This window comes from Centipeda flueggei ATCC 43531 (assembly GCF_000160695.1).
Classification (GTDB): domain Bacteria; phylum Bacillota; class Negativicutes; order Selenomonadales; family Selenomonadaceae; genus Centipeda; species Centipeda flueggei.
In genome coordinates, this window is record NZ_GG694008.1 from 26,080 (window position 1) to 39,525 (window position 13,446).

General features: G+C 56.4%; 17 protein-coding genes, 1 tRNA gene and 1 pseudogene. 3 read left to right on the plus strand and 16 right to left on the minus strand.

Going from position 1 to position 13,446, the window contains the following annotated elements:
• The 4 genes and pseudogenes from HMPREF0908_RS07585 to murI form a co-directional block, all read right to left on the minus strand.
• Window positions 1-198 (minus strand): annotated as a pseudogene (locus HMPREF0908_RS07585) (F420-0:Gamma-glutamyl ligase); the annotation flags it as partial.
• Window positions 191-709 carry a hypothetical protein gene (locus tag HMPREF0908_RS07590; RefSeq protein WP_006690899.1) on the minus strand — a complete coding sequence of 173 codons (519 nt, stop codon included), beginning with the start codon at window positions 707-709 and terminating at the stop codon, window positions 191-193. The pseudogene HMPREF0908_RS07585 and the gene HMPREF0908_RS07590, both read right to left, overlap by 8 nt.
• Window positions 710-752: 43 nt before the next feature.
• Window positions 753-1,187 (minus strand): acyl-CoA thioesterase, encoded by a 435-nt coding sequence (locus tag HMPREF0908_RS07595; RefSeq protein ID WP_006690900.1) that lies wholly within the window; start codon window positions 1,185-1,187, stop codon window positions 753-755.
• 11 nt (window positions 1,188-1,198) lie between these two features.
• The gene (gene murI, locus HMPREF0908_RS07600) at window positions 1,199-1,987 is read right to left on the minus strand and encodes a glutamate racemase (RefSeq protein WP_006690901.1); all 789 of its coding nucleotides are present in this window, start codon (window positions 1,985-1,987) and stop codon (window positions 1,199-1,201) included.
• A 106-nt stretch (window positions 1,988-2,093) separates the two neighbouring features.
• On the opposite strand from murI, the gene HMPREF0908_RS07605 reads away from it, so the two are divergent.
• The 3 genes from HMPREF0908_RS07605 (at window position 2,094) to HMPREF0908_RS07615 (ending at window position 4,021) form a co-directional block, all read left to right on the plus strand.
• Window positions 2,094-2,351 carry a hypothetical protein gene (locus HMPREF0908_RS07605; RefSeq protein WP_006690902.1) on the plus strand — a complete coding sequence of 86 codons (258 nt, stop codon included), beginning with the start codon at window positions 2,094-2,096 and terminating at the stop codon, window positions 2,349-2,351.
• Window positions 2,352-2,530: 179 nt separating this feature from the next.
• Window positions 2,531-3,883 carry a branched-chain amino acid transport system II carrier protein gene (gene brnQ / locus HMPREF0908_RS07610; RefSeq protein ID WP_006690903.1) on the plus strand — a complete coding sequence of 451 codons (1,353 nt, stop codon included), beginning with the start codon at window positions 2,531-2,533 and terminating at the stop codon, window positions 3,881-3,883.
• A 49-nt stretch (window positions 3,884-3,932) separates the two neighbouring features.
• Window positions 3,933-4,021: transfer RNA gene (locus HMPREF0908_RS07615), tRNA-Ser, on the plus strand.
• A 116-nt stretch (window positions 4,022-4,137) separates the two neighbouring features.
• On the opposite strand, the gene pyrR is transcribed toward HMPREF0908_RS07615, so the two are convergent.
• Genes pyrR through HMPREF0908_RS07675 form a run of 12 tightly spaced genes read right to left on the minus strand, consistent with a single transcriptional unit; the run spans window position 4,138 to window position 13,438 of the window.
• Window positions 4,138-4,686, minus strand: a complete 549-nt coding sequence (gene pyrR, locus HMPREF0908_RS07620) for a bifunctional pyr operon transcriptional regulator/uracil phosphoribosyltransferase PyrR (RefSeq protein ID WP_006690904.1) — start codon at window positions 4,684-4,686, stop codon at window positions 4,138-4,140.
• A 4-nt stretch (window positions 4,687-4,690) separates the two neighbouring features.
• The gene (locus tag HMPREF0908_RS07625) at window positions 4,691-5,590 is read right to left on the minus strand and encodes an RluA family pseudouridine synthase (protein ID WP_006690905.1); all 900 of its coding nucleotides are present in this window, start codon (window positions 5,588-5,590) and stop codon (window positions 4,691-4,693) included.
• Complete coding sequence (gene lspA, locus HMPREF0908_RS07630; protein ID WP_006690906.1) at window positions 5,587-6,045, minus strand: signal peptidase II; 459 nt, start codon at window positions 6,043-6,045, stop codon at window positions 5,587-5,589. The genes HMPREF0908_RS07625 and lspA overlap by 4 nt, the downstream gene beginning before the upstream one ends.
• Window positions 6,046-6,050: 5 nt before the next feature.
• On the minus strand, window positions 6,051-6,611 hold the full coding sequence (locus HMPREF0908_RS07635) for a DivIVA domain-containing protein (RefSeq protein WP_050755871.1): 561 nt from the start codon (window positions 6,609-6,611) through the stop codon (window positions 6,051-6,053).
• Window positions 6,612-6,628: 17 nt separating this feature from the next.
• Window positions 6,629-7,423 (minus strand): YlmH family RNA-binding protein, encoded by a 795-nt coding sequence (locus tag HMPREF0908_RS07640; RefSeq protein ID WP_006690908.1) that lies wholly within the window; start codon window positions 7,421-7,423, stop codon window positions 6,629-6,631.
• Between the two features lie 23 nt (window positions 7,424-7,446).
• A complete protein-coding gene (gene proC / locus HMPREF0908_RS07645; protein ID WP_006690909.1) occupies window positions 7,447-8,262 on the minus strand; it encodes a pyrroline-5-carboxylate reductase in 816 nt (271 codons plus the stop codon).
• 8 nt (window positions 8,263-8,270) lie between these two features.
• Complete coding sequence (locus HMPREF0908_RS07650) at window positions 8,271-8,771, minus strand: cell division protein SepF (RefSeq protein WP_006690910.1); 501 nt, start codon at window positions 8,769-8,771, stop codon at window positions 8,271-8,273.
• A 6-nt stretch (window positions 8,772-8,777) separates the two neighbouring features.
• A complete protein-coding gene (locus HMPREF0908_RS07655) occupies window positions 8,778-9,482 on the minus strand; it encodes a YggS family pyridoxal phosphate-dependent enzyme (protein WP_006690911.1) in 705 nt (234 codons plus the stop codon).
• A 3-nt stretch (window positions 9,483-9,485) separates the two neighbouring features.
• Complete coding sequence (gene pgeF / locus HMPREF0908_RS07660; protein WP_006690912.1) at window positions 9,486-10,301, minus strand: peptidoglycan editing factor PgeF; 816 nt, start codon at window positions 10,299-10,301, stop codon at window positions 9,486-9,488.
• Window positions 10,298-12,046: a radical SAM protein gene (locus HMPREF0908_RS07665; protein WP_040572622.1), complete on the minus strand. Its 1,749-nt coding sequence runs from the start codon at window positions 12,044-12,046 to the stop codon at window positions 10,298-10,300. Before HMPREF0908_RS07665 ends, pgeF begins: the two co-directional genes overlap by 4 nt.
• A 24-nt stretch (window positions 12,047-12,070) precedes the next feature.
• Window positions 12,071-12,535, minus strand: coding sequence for a transcriptional regulator NrdR (gene nrdR, locus HMPREF0908_RS07670; protein WP_006690914.1), 465 nt, complete (start codon window positions 12,533-12,535; stop codon window positions 12,071-12,073).
• 54 nt (window positions 12,536-12,589) lie between these two features.
• Window positions 12,590-13,438 carry a helix-turn-helix domain-containing protein gene (locus HMPREF0908_RS07675; RefSeq protein WP_006690915.1) on the minus strand — a complete coding sequence of 283 codons (849 nt, stop codon included), beginning with the start codon at window positions 13,436-13,438 and terminating at the stop codon, window positions 12,590-12,592.
• Window positions 13,439-13,446: the final 8 nt, after the last annotated feature.

Sequence of the window (13,446 nt, forward strand, 5' to 3'; positions counted from 1 at the left end):
AAAACGTGCTGCGCGGGAAATGTGCAGCTGCTCCGGGAAGACAAACCGTCCCTGTGTAATCGCCACCACACTCTCAGCGCAGCAGACCAGATCGTCCGCCGTCACCTGCTCTCCTGCATAGTACTCAATCGCATCCACAATGTCATCCGCATCTGTCAGAATACGTGTCGGCACAGGAAGAATCTTCAGTTCAGCCATTCTGCACCTTCCCTTCCCGTACAAGCGCAACCCCGGCGAGCGCGGCAATCTCCGCCGCTGTCATCTTCATCAGTACCTTGGAATAATGCGCCGGCATCCGCCCCGTCTCCAGATAGATCAGATCCATGCGAAAATCCACCATGTGGGCAATCGCATCATCGAGTGTATGTCCGTTTCGCCCCTCAATAGAGAGCTTGAGAGCAAGATTTATGCGCTGCTTCTTCTCTATCAGTGCCGCCTCGAAGTAGTCATCCTCGCGCGGTACCCCCTCACACTCCACCTTGCCGTGCACCAATGCGCCATCGTACTGCTCATAGGGCAGCTGAACACGCAGGATCGCATCCATGATTGTTCCGCACTGCTTCCCCTCATTGGCAAAGGGAATCGTCGCACCGATCACCAGACGCCTGGGCGTCCGTTCCACGACAGAAAAGGGCGTCATCTCCTCCGTCTTCGGCACGATCACCTCCGTACCAAGATAAGCAAAGAGTATCTTCACGCCCGCATACACAATAAAAACGACTGCGATCAGCAGATGCAGCCACCACGAAAATTCAGATCCCAATGTCCCGTCCTTCTTTCTCCGCCGTCATCGCCGCTTCCATCGGCACATAGAACTCCTTGGGCAGGCGCGTTATATGTCCCGTATCGCGATGCGTAAATACATTTTCTGAGAAGCCGCTCACCAGCAGTGTTCCCGCCTGATTGAGAATGCGGTAGGAGAACACCATCTTGGCCTTTGTGAGCGCCGTCGCCGTGGTCTCGATCACCAGCTCATCATCAAAATGACCTGGTGCATGGTACTCCGCACCGACCTTCGTGATTGGGAATACGTACCCCGCCTCCATCAATGCGCCCAACGTGATGCCGATGCGCCGCAGATACGCGACGCGTCCGATCTCAAACCAGCGGATGTAGTTCGCATGATGCACGACCGCCATCGCATCCGTATCGTAAAAATTCACCCGATGTGTTACCTCAACCGGCATGAAAACTCCTTTCAAACAATCTCTTCCATTCGCGCGGCACGCGCGAGATCCGCCTCCATGTGCGCCAGCTCCTCTGCACGCACAACGGGACGCCCCGACTCAAAAAACGTGCAGTGTGCGGTCTGCGCACCGATCGGCTGCGTTCGCAGCCCCGTTCGCCGCGCGAGCTCCTCCACCGTTCCCTCATTCCCATCCACGAGACGCACATTCTGCGGCAAAAGCTGCCGCATCGTATCCTTGAAATAGTTGAAATGCGTACAGCCGAGCACGATCGCAGAATAATCCGCAAAACGATACGGTGCAAACGCATCCCGCAGATACGCCTCCACCGCCGATGAGACGAACTCCTGCCGCTCGGCGAACTCCACCAGCTGCGGCAGTGCCAGGAGATCCACCAATCCGTTCGGGTCGCAGGAGGAAATCAGCCGTTTCAGCTTCTCCCCATGCACCGTGATCGGCGTCGCCGTGACGAGCACACGATGATCCGCATCGCGCGTGAGCGCCTTCTTGACCGCAGGCTCCATCCCAATGATCGGCACATCGTAGAGACGGCGCATCTCATCTACGGCCACAGAGGTCGCCGTATTGCATGCGACGACCACAGCATCGGCGCGCTGCTGCTCAATGAGAAAGCGAAACGCGGTACGAACAAAGCCGCGCACGGCGGGAACAGATTTCGTCCCATACGGCACATGATCGCGGTCAGCATAGAAGATAAACTCCTCCGACGGCAGCACACGGCGAGCATGACTAAGCACCGTCAGACCGCCATAGCCTGAATCAAACAGCGCAATGCGCATCTGTCCATCTCCTCTTCCTGATCGAAACCGACGGTTCTATTATAGCAACTTCTTCTCTCTTTGGCTAGTTTACGTTACGGCAGCATGATATTGTGGCGGGGCTATTATGGGAGAGTTTCTGTTGTTAGGCATCGGCAGCACGAGGGCATTCTTGGCCGTCCTCCTTTATCTTACCGGGATTCTGGCGATTTTAACGCGAAAATACGCGCTCACTTTTTTCCAGGAACTGGACAAGATGCCCGACTACCCTCGTACCAATCATGAACTGCAGGTGCTCAGAGGAATAAAGGATCAAAAGATATTTTTCATCATCTTAGTTGTCTATTTCTTCGCCATGGGAACAGTTACGCTGTGTTATGAATAAATATGCTGTATGCGCCATATTTTCTCATGGGACACAGAGAATCCGCTGTTATGCTCCCGTTGCATTCATACTTTTTCGCCCGCATAATCTGCCGCATTCTTTGACAAAATTGCGTGTCCCCTGTATAATCGATTTATTGAAATTTTATGATTCTTTTGTAACTGAGAAGGCATGGCAGTATGAAACAGCGGCTGACGAAAAAGGAATATCTCTTTGTCGCATCCCTCCTCTTCGGGCTGGTCTTTGGTGCGGGCAACCTGATCTTTCCCGCATCGATGGGTCAGCGGGCGGGGATGGAGATGCTGCCCGCCCTCGTCGGGTTCTGCATCACAGGCGTGGGGCTGCCCCTGCTCGGCATTGCGGCGATCAGCATTACGGCGAGTGACAGTCTCTCCGCGATTGGGAACAGGGTGGGGCGGCGTTTTTCCCTGCTCTTTACCTGCGCACTCTATCTCTGCATCGGGCCGCTCTTCGCCATCCCGCGCACGGCGACCGTTTCCTTTCAGGTTGGCATTCTGCCGTTCGTCGCCCCTCCCCTGCACGATGTTCTGCTCCTCGTCTTTACCGCGCTCTTCTTTTCCGTGGTGCTCTTTTTCTCCCTGCGTCCGTCGGGGATTCTGATCTGGGTCGGCAAGGTGCTGAATCCGCTCTTTCTCTTTTTTCTCGCCGTCATGATCGTCGCTGCACTAAGAGAGCCGATGGGCAGCGTGTGGACGATGCCGCCCGCCGGAGCGTACGCAGAGAATGCCTTTTTCACCGGACTGCTCGAGGGCTATAATACGATGGATGTGCTCGCCGCTCTCGCCTACGGCAGCATCCTCGTCGCGTCCATCCGCCGTCTCGGGCTGTCCTCGCCCGCTGGTCTCTCCTACAGCACGATCGTTTCGGGCAGTCTCAGCACACTGCTCATGGCGCTCATCTATCTCGCACTCACCTACGTCGGTGCACAGAGCCGTGCCGTCTGCGGCATTGATGCCAACGGCGGCGATGTACTCGCCCATATTGCGGCGCATTACTTCGGCGCGTACGGCGGCATTCTGCTCGGGATCACGATCACCTGTGCGTGTCTCAAGACCGCCATTGGACTCGTCACGGCATGTGCGTCAACGTTCGCCGTGCTCTTTCCGCGCAGTTTTTCCTATACAAAATACACCGTGCTTTTCTCCGTGTTCTCGTTCGCCATATCGAATGTCGGTCTCAGCCGCATTATCGCGTATTCCCTCCCCGTGCTCTACTTCCTCTATCCCGTCGCCATCGTCCTCATCGCCCTCTGTCTCATCGAGGGGCTGATCGGCTATCACCGCCCGCTCTATGTCTGGAGCATTGTCGGCACGAGTGCGGCCGCATTCTTCGACTTTCTCCACGCACTGCCGCCTGCTCTGCAGAATGCGGCTGCATGGACGCCTGCCCTGTGTACGGCAGGAGAGGCGCTCCCCCTCGCATCCCTCGGGATGGGGTGGGTCGTGCCCACGCTGATTGGTCTTTCGGTCGGTACGCTCATCTGCGCATGGCAAAAAGCGCACAGCTATTGACGCGGCGTCTCCTTTTTGATAGAATGCAAAGGTATTCCTTACAGCGTATGGAGAGGTGTCCGAGTGGTTTAAGGAGCCGGTCTTGAAAACCGGTGATGCGGCAACGCACCGTGGGTTCGAATCCCACCCTCTCCGCCATAATGAACAGTAAAAGGTTGTTATACGAAGGCTCTGCTTCGTATAACAACCCTTTTTGTGTTCTTTCCGTCGCTGCGCAGTTTCTCCCTGTCAAAAAGGGAGCGTCTCCGGCTCGCTCATACGCGCTCGCGTATGATGACCTTCTCCTCCGTATCAGTGTCGCGAAGCTGCACCGATACGTCCTCGGCAGATGCCGTCGGCACATTCTTGCCAACATAGTCGGCACGGATTGGAAGTTCCCGATGACCGCGGTCGATGAGCACGGCGAGCTGGATCGTGCGCGGCCGCCCAAGATCGAGCAGGGCATTCATCGCCGCCCGTACCGTGCGCCCTGTGTAAAGCACATCATCGACAAGAATAACGGTCTTGTCCGTGATGTCAAGGGGGATCTCCGTTGTGTGCACGATGGGCTGATAGGCGAGCTCGTTGAGGTCGTCGCGGTAGAGCGTGATGTCGAGTACACCGCGCGGCAGTTCCCGTCCCTCGATCTGCGCGATCTCCGCGCCGAGCCGTGCCGCGATCGGTACGCCGCGCTTGCGGATGCCGACGAGCACAAGATGCTCCGTCCCATGGTTTTTCTCTACAATCTCGTGCGCGATACGCATGAGAGCGCGGCGAATGCCGTCCTCATCCATCAGCACGGCCTTTTCTCTAAACTCAGTCATGCGATCAGCTCCTTCGGAGTGTGTGCAGAATCTCCTCCATATCCGCCGGCAGTGGCGCGGTGAACGTCATTTCCTCCTGCGTACGCGGGTGTGTCAGCGTGAGGGTCAGCGAGTGCAGCGCCTGTCCCGTAATGGCAAAGGGGTTCTTCTTCGCCGTATACTTCGTATCACCGACCAGCGGATGTCCGATGCTCGTCATGTGGACGCGGATCTGATGCGTCCGCCCCGTCTCCAGACGGCAGGCAACAAAGGTATAGTCGCCGAACCGCTCAAGCACCTCAAAATGGGTTGTCGCAGGCCTACCGTTCTCACGGACAATCGCCATTTTCTTGCGGTCCGTCGGATGCCGCCCGATGTCCCCCGTAATGACACCTGCGCGTTCGACGATGTTGCCGTACACGATAGCGCGGTACTCGCGCCGCGCCTCCTTGTCCCGAATCTGGCGGGCAAGATAGTGATGTGCCATATCATTTTTTGCCGCTACCATCACCCCCGAAGTATCCTTATCAAGGCGGTGGACGATGCCGGGACGCAAGGCGCCGTTGATGCCTGAAAGGTCACTGCAGTGATGAAGGAGTGCATTGACGAGCGTTCCCGTATGGACCCCTGCCGCAGGATGCACGACCATGCCGCGCCGCTTGTTGATGACAATAATATCGGCATCCTCATAGAGTATATCGAGCGGGATATCCTCTGCACATATCTCCGTCTCCTCTGCGGGGGGGAGCGTACAGACAACCATCTCCGCGCCGCTCAGTTTAAAGTTTGCCTTGCGCCGTTCACCATCCACGGCAACATTCCCTCCCGCAATAAGCCGCTGGGCATAACTGCGCGAGAGGGCAGGCATCTGACGCACCAAAAAGACATCCAGACGTTCACCCACACGATCAGAGGTAAATCTCACGACAGGAACTCCTTCTTCTGCACAAAGAGCGCCCAGAGGACGCAGATTGTTCCCAAGACAATGGCAATATCCGCAATGTTAAACACCGGCCAGATGCGAAAGTCAAAGAAATCAACGACACGCCCCATACGGATGCGGTCTGCCATATTGCTGAGTGCCCCTGCCGCAAAGCCGACACTTCCGTAGTGAATAAGTGCACTGCTCCGCGACAGGCGTGAATAAAGAAACAGAAATACGAAGAAGAACAGTGCTGCAGTGAGCAGGAACAACCACTGCTGATGCTCAAATATACCAAACGCTGCCCCGGGATTCAGGACATAAGTCAGATGAAAGACGGAAGGCACAATGGGAATGCTCTCTCCCGGCAGCATGGTCGTCTCCACATGATACTTGACCATCTGGTCAAAGAGTAAGATCCCGCCAAACAGTGCGGCGGCTTTCCGGCGACCGATCATTGCCTTCAATCGTCCTCCTGCTCTTTTGCTTCTTTCATTAACTGCGGCGCAGTCGATGGAGTTTCTCTTTCGTGCACCATATCCGGCATCTCTGCGATGGCATCGTTAATCAGGGCAAGCTCCGCCTGTACATTCCCCTTCATACGGCGCAGGAATTGGTGCTTCTCGCGCACCAGCCGCTCATACTCTGCGACAATGCTGCGTACCTTGTCTGCCGCCTCATCCAGCTGTGCCTTTGCCTGCAGCGTCGCCTCACGGCGTATGTTCTGTGCCTCCTTCGCCGTCGCCTCAAGGAGGCGGTCAGCGCCCTGCTTCGCGCTTGTGCTCATTTCCTCAGCTGTTTTCTGCGCGACGATGAGCGTCTCGCGCATACTCTGCTCGATGCGGCGAAACTCTCCGTTTGCCGAGCGTTCACGCTCCAGCTCGCCTCTCAGCCGCTCATTTTCATCCAGTACTGCCGTGTATGCCTTCATGATCTCATTGAGAAAATCGTTGACCTCGTTCTCGTTAAACCCGCGAAAACTCCGACCAAACTCCTTGGCATGAATATCCATCGGTGTCAGCATCGCGCTCCCGCCTTTCTTCAAAAGAATCGATGCAGTACAACAACCGTGCGTCCCTTCTTCGTCTGTCCGCGCACCTCAGTCACCTCGACGCGGCCGCGCCCACGCATGGATAGTACGTCCCCCTCTTTCACTGTCTTGGATGCACTCGCCGTGCTCTGCCAGTTATGCTTCACCTTATCGGCGGCGATGTCGTCCGCTGCACGGCTGCGTGAAATGCCGAATCCTGCCGCGACGATGGAGTCGAGCCGCAGCGACGCCACCGTCGCGCGGATCTCCTTCGTCCGCTCCTCACGCGGCGCAATCTCCGCCAGATCAGAGGGGGCGGTCTTGACACTAACCGCGCCGATCATCGTCAAGTTCTCGATCAGGAACGGGGCAATCTTGGCATCGCAGAGAATTTTCGCCGTATCAGGCGCGGGCAGAATATCGCCGATCATCTCGCGCTCGATGCCGAGTCCCATCACGGCACCGAGAACATCGCGATGTGTGAGCCGAGCAAACTGCCCGTTCCACGCTGCCTCCACGCAGGCGATGCCGAAATCCTCCGTCCGCCCTGCAAAGTCCCGATGGCGCAGCATCGCACGCGCGCGTTCCGCCCCCTGATAGCCGCCGTCAAAGTCGAGCTGCAGATCGTCATAGCTTGCGCGGATTGTTTCGGCAATCTCCTGTCCGTATGGGTCAAGGAAAGGACTGATACGGAATCTTCGCGTCTTGATGACCGCCTCAGTGAGATCGAGCAGGCGTACCGCTGTCTCCTCTCCATCACTGCCACGATAAAAGCGGAGAATCCGCTCCTTCTGTTCCGATGCCATAGTCCCTCCTCTGGAAAATGCTGTTATCCCTGCTGTTTGCCAAGTTCCTTAGAACGCTCTGCCGCCGCGAGCACCGCCTCGATAAGCGCTGCGCGCACGCCGGCATTCTCCATCACGCGCAGCCCTGCTGCCGTCGTCCCTGCCGGGCTGGTCACTGCGGCACGCAGTGCGGCAGGTGCAGCCCCATCAAGCACCATCTGTGCCGCTCCGAGCAGTGTCTGTGCAGCGAATACCTGCGCCGTATCATGCCGAAGCCCTGCGGCAACACCGCCATCCGTAAGTGCCTCGATCATAAGGAACGCATAGGCAGGACCACTGCCCGAAAGGCCTGTCACAGCATCAAGATCACACTCCTTCACCTCGACGACACGTCCCGCCGTGCCGAGCACCACGTCCACCGCTTTGCGCGCGGACGCATCCGCATCGCCGCTGCACGCATAGGCGGACATCCCCGCGCCGACGGCCAGTGGGGTATTCGGCATGGCACGGATGATCGGATGCCTCGGATATGCCGCTGCGATCTGCGCCATCGTCAGTCCAGCCACGATGGAGAGCACGAGTGCGCCCCTCCGCAGATACGGAGTCGTTTCGTGCATCGCCGCCGCAGCCGCAGCGGGCTTTACTGCCAACACGAGAACATCAATATGGGGCAGAAAATCCTCTGCCCCGACCTGTGCATTCACATGATACGTTTGACGAAGTACATCACACCGCGCTGCCTTATGCTCCGATATGAAGATATGGGACGGCGGGACTGCCCCCTCCGCTGTCATTCCTGCGATCATCGCCTCTGCCATCGCACCGCCGCCGATGATGCCGATCTGCTGTTTATCGCCCATGCTCTAACCTACCGGTCCAGGAAGGACATATTATCCCCAAGGCGGCGTTCCTCCTCAGAATAGCTGACGTTGACATTGCTTGGCGCACAGAGGATAACATTGTTGCTGATCTTCTTGATGTCACCATTAAGTGCATACGTCGTTCCGCTGATGAAATCAATAATACGGTTGGCGACACTTTTTTCCGTCTTTTCAAAGTTCAGCACAACCGGCTTCTTCTTCTGAAGGTTGACCGCCACCTGCTGTGCATCGTCAAAGGACTGCGGCTCGATGACAATGACATTCATACGGTATGCAGCAACAACATTATCAATTGGCGTCGCACCGGGAGCTGCACCGGCAGGCGGAGTAAAGTCGGGGAATGCTGAGAGATTTGCTCCTGTCTCGATGCGCGGACGTCCCGCATGCGAACCTATCTCTGTCACGGGTGCCGGTTTTCTCTCCTCTCGCATTTCGAGGTCTTCATCTTCCTCGGACGAAATACCGAATAGATTCTTAAAAAATTTCACAATCCCTCACACTCCTAGGGTATAGTCACGTGCACCAAAAATCGCTGTGCCGACACGCACCAGATTTGCACCCTCCTCGACAGCAATGCGGTAATCGTGTGTCATGCCCATCGAGAGATATCGAATATCTGCCTTGTGCGGTTCTGCCGCCTTCGTCTGCTGGAACAATTCATACATCGCACGAAAGAGCGGACGACACTGCTCCACATCCTCATAATTCGGCGCTATACACATAAAACCCTGCAAGCGAATCGAATCCATTCCATCAATTGCCGCAAGAAGTTCCTCAAGATCCTCACGATAGATGCCTGATTTGCTCTCCTCCCGTGCAAGGTTGACCTGTACAAGGATATTCTGTACCTTGCCGAACTTCTCCGCTGCACGGTCGATTGCCCGTGCCAAATGAACGGAATCCACTGAATGAATCAGATCAAACAGCCGCACGGCATGTTTTGCCTTATTCGTCTGCAAATGACCGATCAGATGCCACTTTACCTCACGCTCCAGCGTCTCCGCCTTATCCATTGCCTCTTGGATGCGGTTTTCTCCGATGTTCATGAGTCCCGCATCAATGGCTTCCTGCATGGCCGTGACTGGATGATTCTTCGTCACGGCAATCAGTTCTACCGGTGCATCCTTTGAGACGCGCGTCCGCCGTGCACGTGCCGCCATGATCTCAGCCTGCACCTTTCGAATCTGTTCGCCTATCATCACTCAACTCAACTCCATTACTGCCGCCATTCGCCCTGTCCTGCCTCCTGCGGCACGATAGGAGTAAAACCACGTATGATCGCACGACGTGCATGTACCCGCACAGTCAATCTGTTGTGGAGGAACACCTGCTTCCTCGAGCTGGATACGGTTTGCCTCCCATAGATCGAGATGCTGTTCCCCTCCCCTGTTCAAGACAATCTTATCGGCATCATCCGAAAAAGCACTGCGGAACTGTGCAGCAGCATCCTCACCGACAACATAGCAATCCGCACAAATGGAAGGCCCAATTCCTGACAAAACATCTGCAGGACGCGTCCCAAACTCCTCGCCCATATATGCCAGCGTCTTCATGCCAATCCGCCCGACAGTTCCGCGCCATCCGGCATGAATGAGTCCCATGGCATGATGTACAGGATCATAGAGCAAGACCGGCACACAGTCCGCATAGCAGAGCATGAGTGCAACACCGCTGTCATTGGTCACCATCGCATCAGCATCGGCGATACAGTCTGCATAGTCTTTTGCCCCGCGCCCCGCGTCACGGCGAAAGACACGCACGATCTCCGTTCCATGTACTTGCCGCAATGTACAAAGCTGCGCGGCAGAAAGGCCAAGTGCGGCACAGTAACGCTTTCGATTTTCGCGCACAGCGCGGGGATCATCGTCCACGTGCAGGGCCATATTGAGTGTATCATACGGCGGTGCGCTGACACCGCCATGACGCGCTGAAAATCCATGAATCAGCCGATCTTCAGGAAAGAGATCGAGCCGCCCGCTCCAGAGATTATTGCTGAGATGCTGCAGCACAAAACTCATACCGTCATCCTTTCCACAGGTTTGCAGACGCCGCATCGCTGACAGCCGTCAAAGCAAATCGGCGTCGACAGCAGATGCTGTGCACGATCATTCTCCTGCCACAGATAATGCTTGGAAAAGCCCATATCGAGGTGGTCCCACGGCAGATACGACTCCTCCTCCCACGCGGGGACGAGATATCGCTCCTCAGAGAGGCCGTCCGCCCGCATCTCTGCACCGAAATCCTTTGCCCCTCGCTTCATCGCTGCACGCACAAGAGGGGCGGCAAGGCGGCGGTCGCCGCGCGCAAGCACCGACTGAATACGCGCCTCTTTCGGTGACTCGAAATGAAGAATGATTTTTTTGCGGCGGCTGAGGGTCTGTGCCAATCGCTTCATCACGGCATCCATCCGCTTCTTGTCAGCAGCCGGCATCCACTGAAAGGGGGTAAACGGCTTCGGCACAAACGGGTTGACACTGAGCGTCAGTGTGCCGCGGCATCCTTTCTCATCCATATAATCTCGCAGACGCTGCGTGAGATCAATGATCGCGTCGATGTCAGCATCCTCCTCGAACGGCAGCCCCACCATAATATATAGTTTGAAATTAGGGATATGTGCAGCCGCGCCGAGATCAACAGCAGTAAAGAGATGATGCTCTTCAATCCCCTTATTGATGACGGCACGCATCCGCGCACTCCCTGCCTCCGGCGCAAGGGTTAATGTCTTTAACCCGCTCGCGGCAAGAGACTCAACAAGGCCCTTTGTCACAGAATCTGCGCGAAAGGATGCGACCGACATGGAGAGTCCCTCCCCGAGAATGGAGCGGCAGAGCGCATCAATCTCGGGGTAATCCGAAATTGCCGCTCCCATCAGTCCAATCTTCTTCCCATAGGCAAGAGCGTCGCGTACCTCCGACTCAATCACAGAAAGGGAGCGGTTGCGTGGACGGCGAAAACAGTACCCCGCCATGCAGAAGCGGCAATGACGTCCGCAGCCGCGTGCCGTCTCAATGAGATAGAAATTGAACTCCGTATCATCCGTAACAACGACGGTATGCGCCGGAAACGAATCAAGATCTTCCACCCACTGACGGACCACGCGAGGCGGGACATCCTGCGCTGGGGCAAGCGTCTTCAGTCCGCCGTCCATATCATAGGTTGGCGTATAGAGGGCAGGCACATAGACTCCGGGAACATGCGCAAGACGATGCAGAAGGGCTTCCCGCGCCTCGCCGGCTCGTACCCCCTCATGATAGGCATCCATCAGCGCGGGAAGAATTACTTCCCCCTCACCGATCACAAATGCGTCGATCATCTCCGCGAGCGGCTCCGGGTTAAACGTGGCACATGGCCCTCCTGCAATAACCAGCGGATCATGCTCTGTACGCTCTGCAGCAAAAGGACGGATGCGGCTGTGTACCAGCATTTCGGCAACATGAAAATAATCCATCTCAAAAGAGACAGCAAAACCGATGATGGCAAAGTCCGCAAGCGGTGTCTGCGTCTCCATGCTCATCATCGGAGTCTCTGAACGCACATAGTGCGGCATTTCATCGCGATCCGGCAGAAAAACACGTTCACACGCCGTATCGCTGCGCTCATTCAAGAGCTCATAGAGAATATGAATTCCAAGGTTCGACATACCGACAAAGTAGGTATTGGGATAAGCGAGGGCGAAGCGCGTACGTGCACCCGCAGGATAACGATAATATCCGCGTTCCTGTGCCAAACGCTGCCGCAGTCTTCCTCTCAGCCGATGATCCAATACCCTCTCTCTGCCTTTCGTATCTTATTCCTTCTCGCGGTGTGCGCGCAGTGTCTCCAGTTCCTCGATAAAATTCGTAATATCGTCGAATTTTCGATAGACCGACGCAAAACGAATATAAGCGACTTCATCGAAATCCTTGAGCCTCTCCATGACGATCTCACCGATCTTCTCGGACGGCACCTCCGGCTCTGTGCGGTTGCGGATCTCATGCTCGATCTCCGCAACAAAGTTCGTGATCTGCCCCATGGAAATATCACGCTTATCACACGAGCGGATGATGCCCGTCAGCAGCTTGTCGCGGCTAAACGGCTCACGGCGGTTATCGCGCTTGACGACCATGAGCGGCAGGCGCTCCACAACCTCGTAGGTCGTAAAGCGGCGCCCGCATTTGCTGCACTCGCGGCGGCGGCGGATGGTTGTCCCCTCATCCGCTGCGCGGGAATCAATGACGCGGCTGTCCGGCTGTTTGCAAAAAGGACACCTCATCGCCCTCCCCCTTTCTCATGTCAGGCAGGACCGATTCTAAATTGATTTGCACAATTACTGCTGTTCAGCAGCATTGCCGGCCGCAGGGGGCAAGGTATCTGTCAGCGTTTTGGTCGTTCGCGTAAACGTACGCTCCACGACGTCCCCCTCATCACCAAACTTTCCAAGTTTTTTCCCGTTTGCCGTCACTTCAAGAGCGCCTGCGTTGCCGGCGCGCACGACGATCGACTCTTTGCCCTGCCAACTCTGGGTCTTGCCATTCTCAATGATGCCCTCGAAGACATTCTTGCCGTCAACGGTCACTTCCGTCCAGCAGCGCTCAGTAAGATGCACGCTCACACGCACGTCCTTGGCAGCAGGTGTCGCCTCACGCGCCTCATCCACAGCGTTCACCTCTGCCGCAGGCGTCTTCTGCGCGGGCTGACTCTCCACATGCACGGGCGCTGGCGGGGTGTTTGTCTCACGCGCAGGAGAGTTGATGTACGAAACGAGTGCCGCACCGCCGCCGACCAGAGCAACGAGCACCACAATACCGGCGGCCAGCTTGCCGAGCATCCCCGTGTAGGAGGCGTGCCGGCTGCCAATGGATATCTCAGAGAGCGACTCATCGCCGATGTTGTTGAGCGAGATACGCCGCGGCTTCTCCGCGGCGGGCGGTGCCGTCGGCGCAGCTGCCGTTCCATTCTCCTCCGCGAACTGCTGTACCAGAGCCTCCGCATCCAAATGCAGAAATCCTGCATAGTTGCGGACGAATCCTTTAGCATAAACCATGCCCGGCAGCGCATCGATGTTCCCCCGCTCGATACTTTCAATATAGAGGGCGCGGATACTCGTGCCCTTCTCTATATCTGCAATTGTCAGTCCTTGCTTCTCACGAGTCTTTCGCAGGATGTCTCCGACCATGAAGCTCC

Excerpts from the sequence above, each read along its gene's own strand:
- HMPREF0908_RS07595 (WP_006690900.1), bottom strand. The coding sequence starts at position 1,187 with ATGCCGGTTGAGGTAACACATCGGGTGAATTTTTACGATACGGATGCG.
- murI (WP_006690901.1), bottom strand. The coding sequence starts at position 1,987 with ATGCGCATTGCGCTGTTTGATTCAGGCTATGGCGGTCTGACGGTGCTT.
- HMPREF0908_RS07605 (WP_006690902.1), top strand. The coding sequence starts at position 2,094 with ATGGGAGAGTTTCTGTTGTTAGGCATCGGCAGCACGAGGGCATTCTTG.
- brnQ (WP_006690903.1), top strand. The coding sequence starts at position 2,531 with ATGAAACAGCGGCTGACGAAAAAGGAATATCTCTTTGTCGCATCCCTC.
- pyrR (WP_006690904.1), bottom strand. The coding sequence starts at position 4,686 with ATGACTGAGTTTAGAGAAAAGGCCGTGCTGATGGATGAGGACGGCATT.
- lspA (WP_006690906.1), bottom strand. The coding sequence starts at position 6,045 with ATGATCGGTCGCCGGAAAGCCGCCGCACTGTTTGGCGGGATCTTACTC.
- HMPREF0908_RS07635 (WP_050755871.1), bottom strand. The coding sequence starts at position 6,611 with ATGCTGACACCGATGGATATTCATGCCAAGGAGTTTGGTCGGAGTTTT.
- HMPREF0908_RS07640 (WP_006690908.1), bottom strand. The coding sequence starts at position 7,423 with ATGGCATCGGAACAGAAGGAGCGGATTCTCCGCTTTTATCGTGGCAGT.
- proC (WP_006690909.1), bottom strand. The coding sequence starts at position 8,262 with ATGGGCGATAAACAGCAGATCGGCATCATCGGCGGCGGTGCGATGGCA.
- HMPREF0908_RS07655 (WP_006690911.1), bottom strand. The coding sequence starts at position 9,482 with ATGATAGGCGAACAGATTCGAAAGGTGCAGGCTGAGATCATGGCGGCA.
- pgeF (WP_006690912.1), bottom strand. The coding sequence starts at position 10,301 with ATGAGTTTTGTGCTGCAGCATCTCAGCAATAATCTCTGGAGCGGGCGG.
- nrdR (WP_006690914.1), bottom strand. The coding sequence starts at position 12,535 with ATGAGGTGTCCTTTTTGCAAACAGCCGGACAGCCGCGTCATTGATTCC.
- HMPREF0908_RS07675 (WP_006690915.1), bottom strand. The coding sequence starts at position 13,438 with ATGGTCGGAGACATCCTGCGAAAGACTCGTGAGAAGCAAGGACTGACA.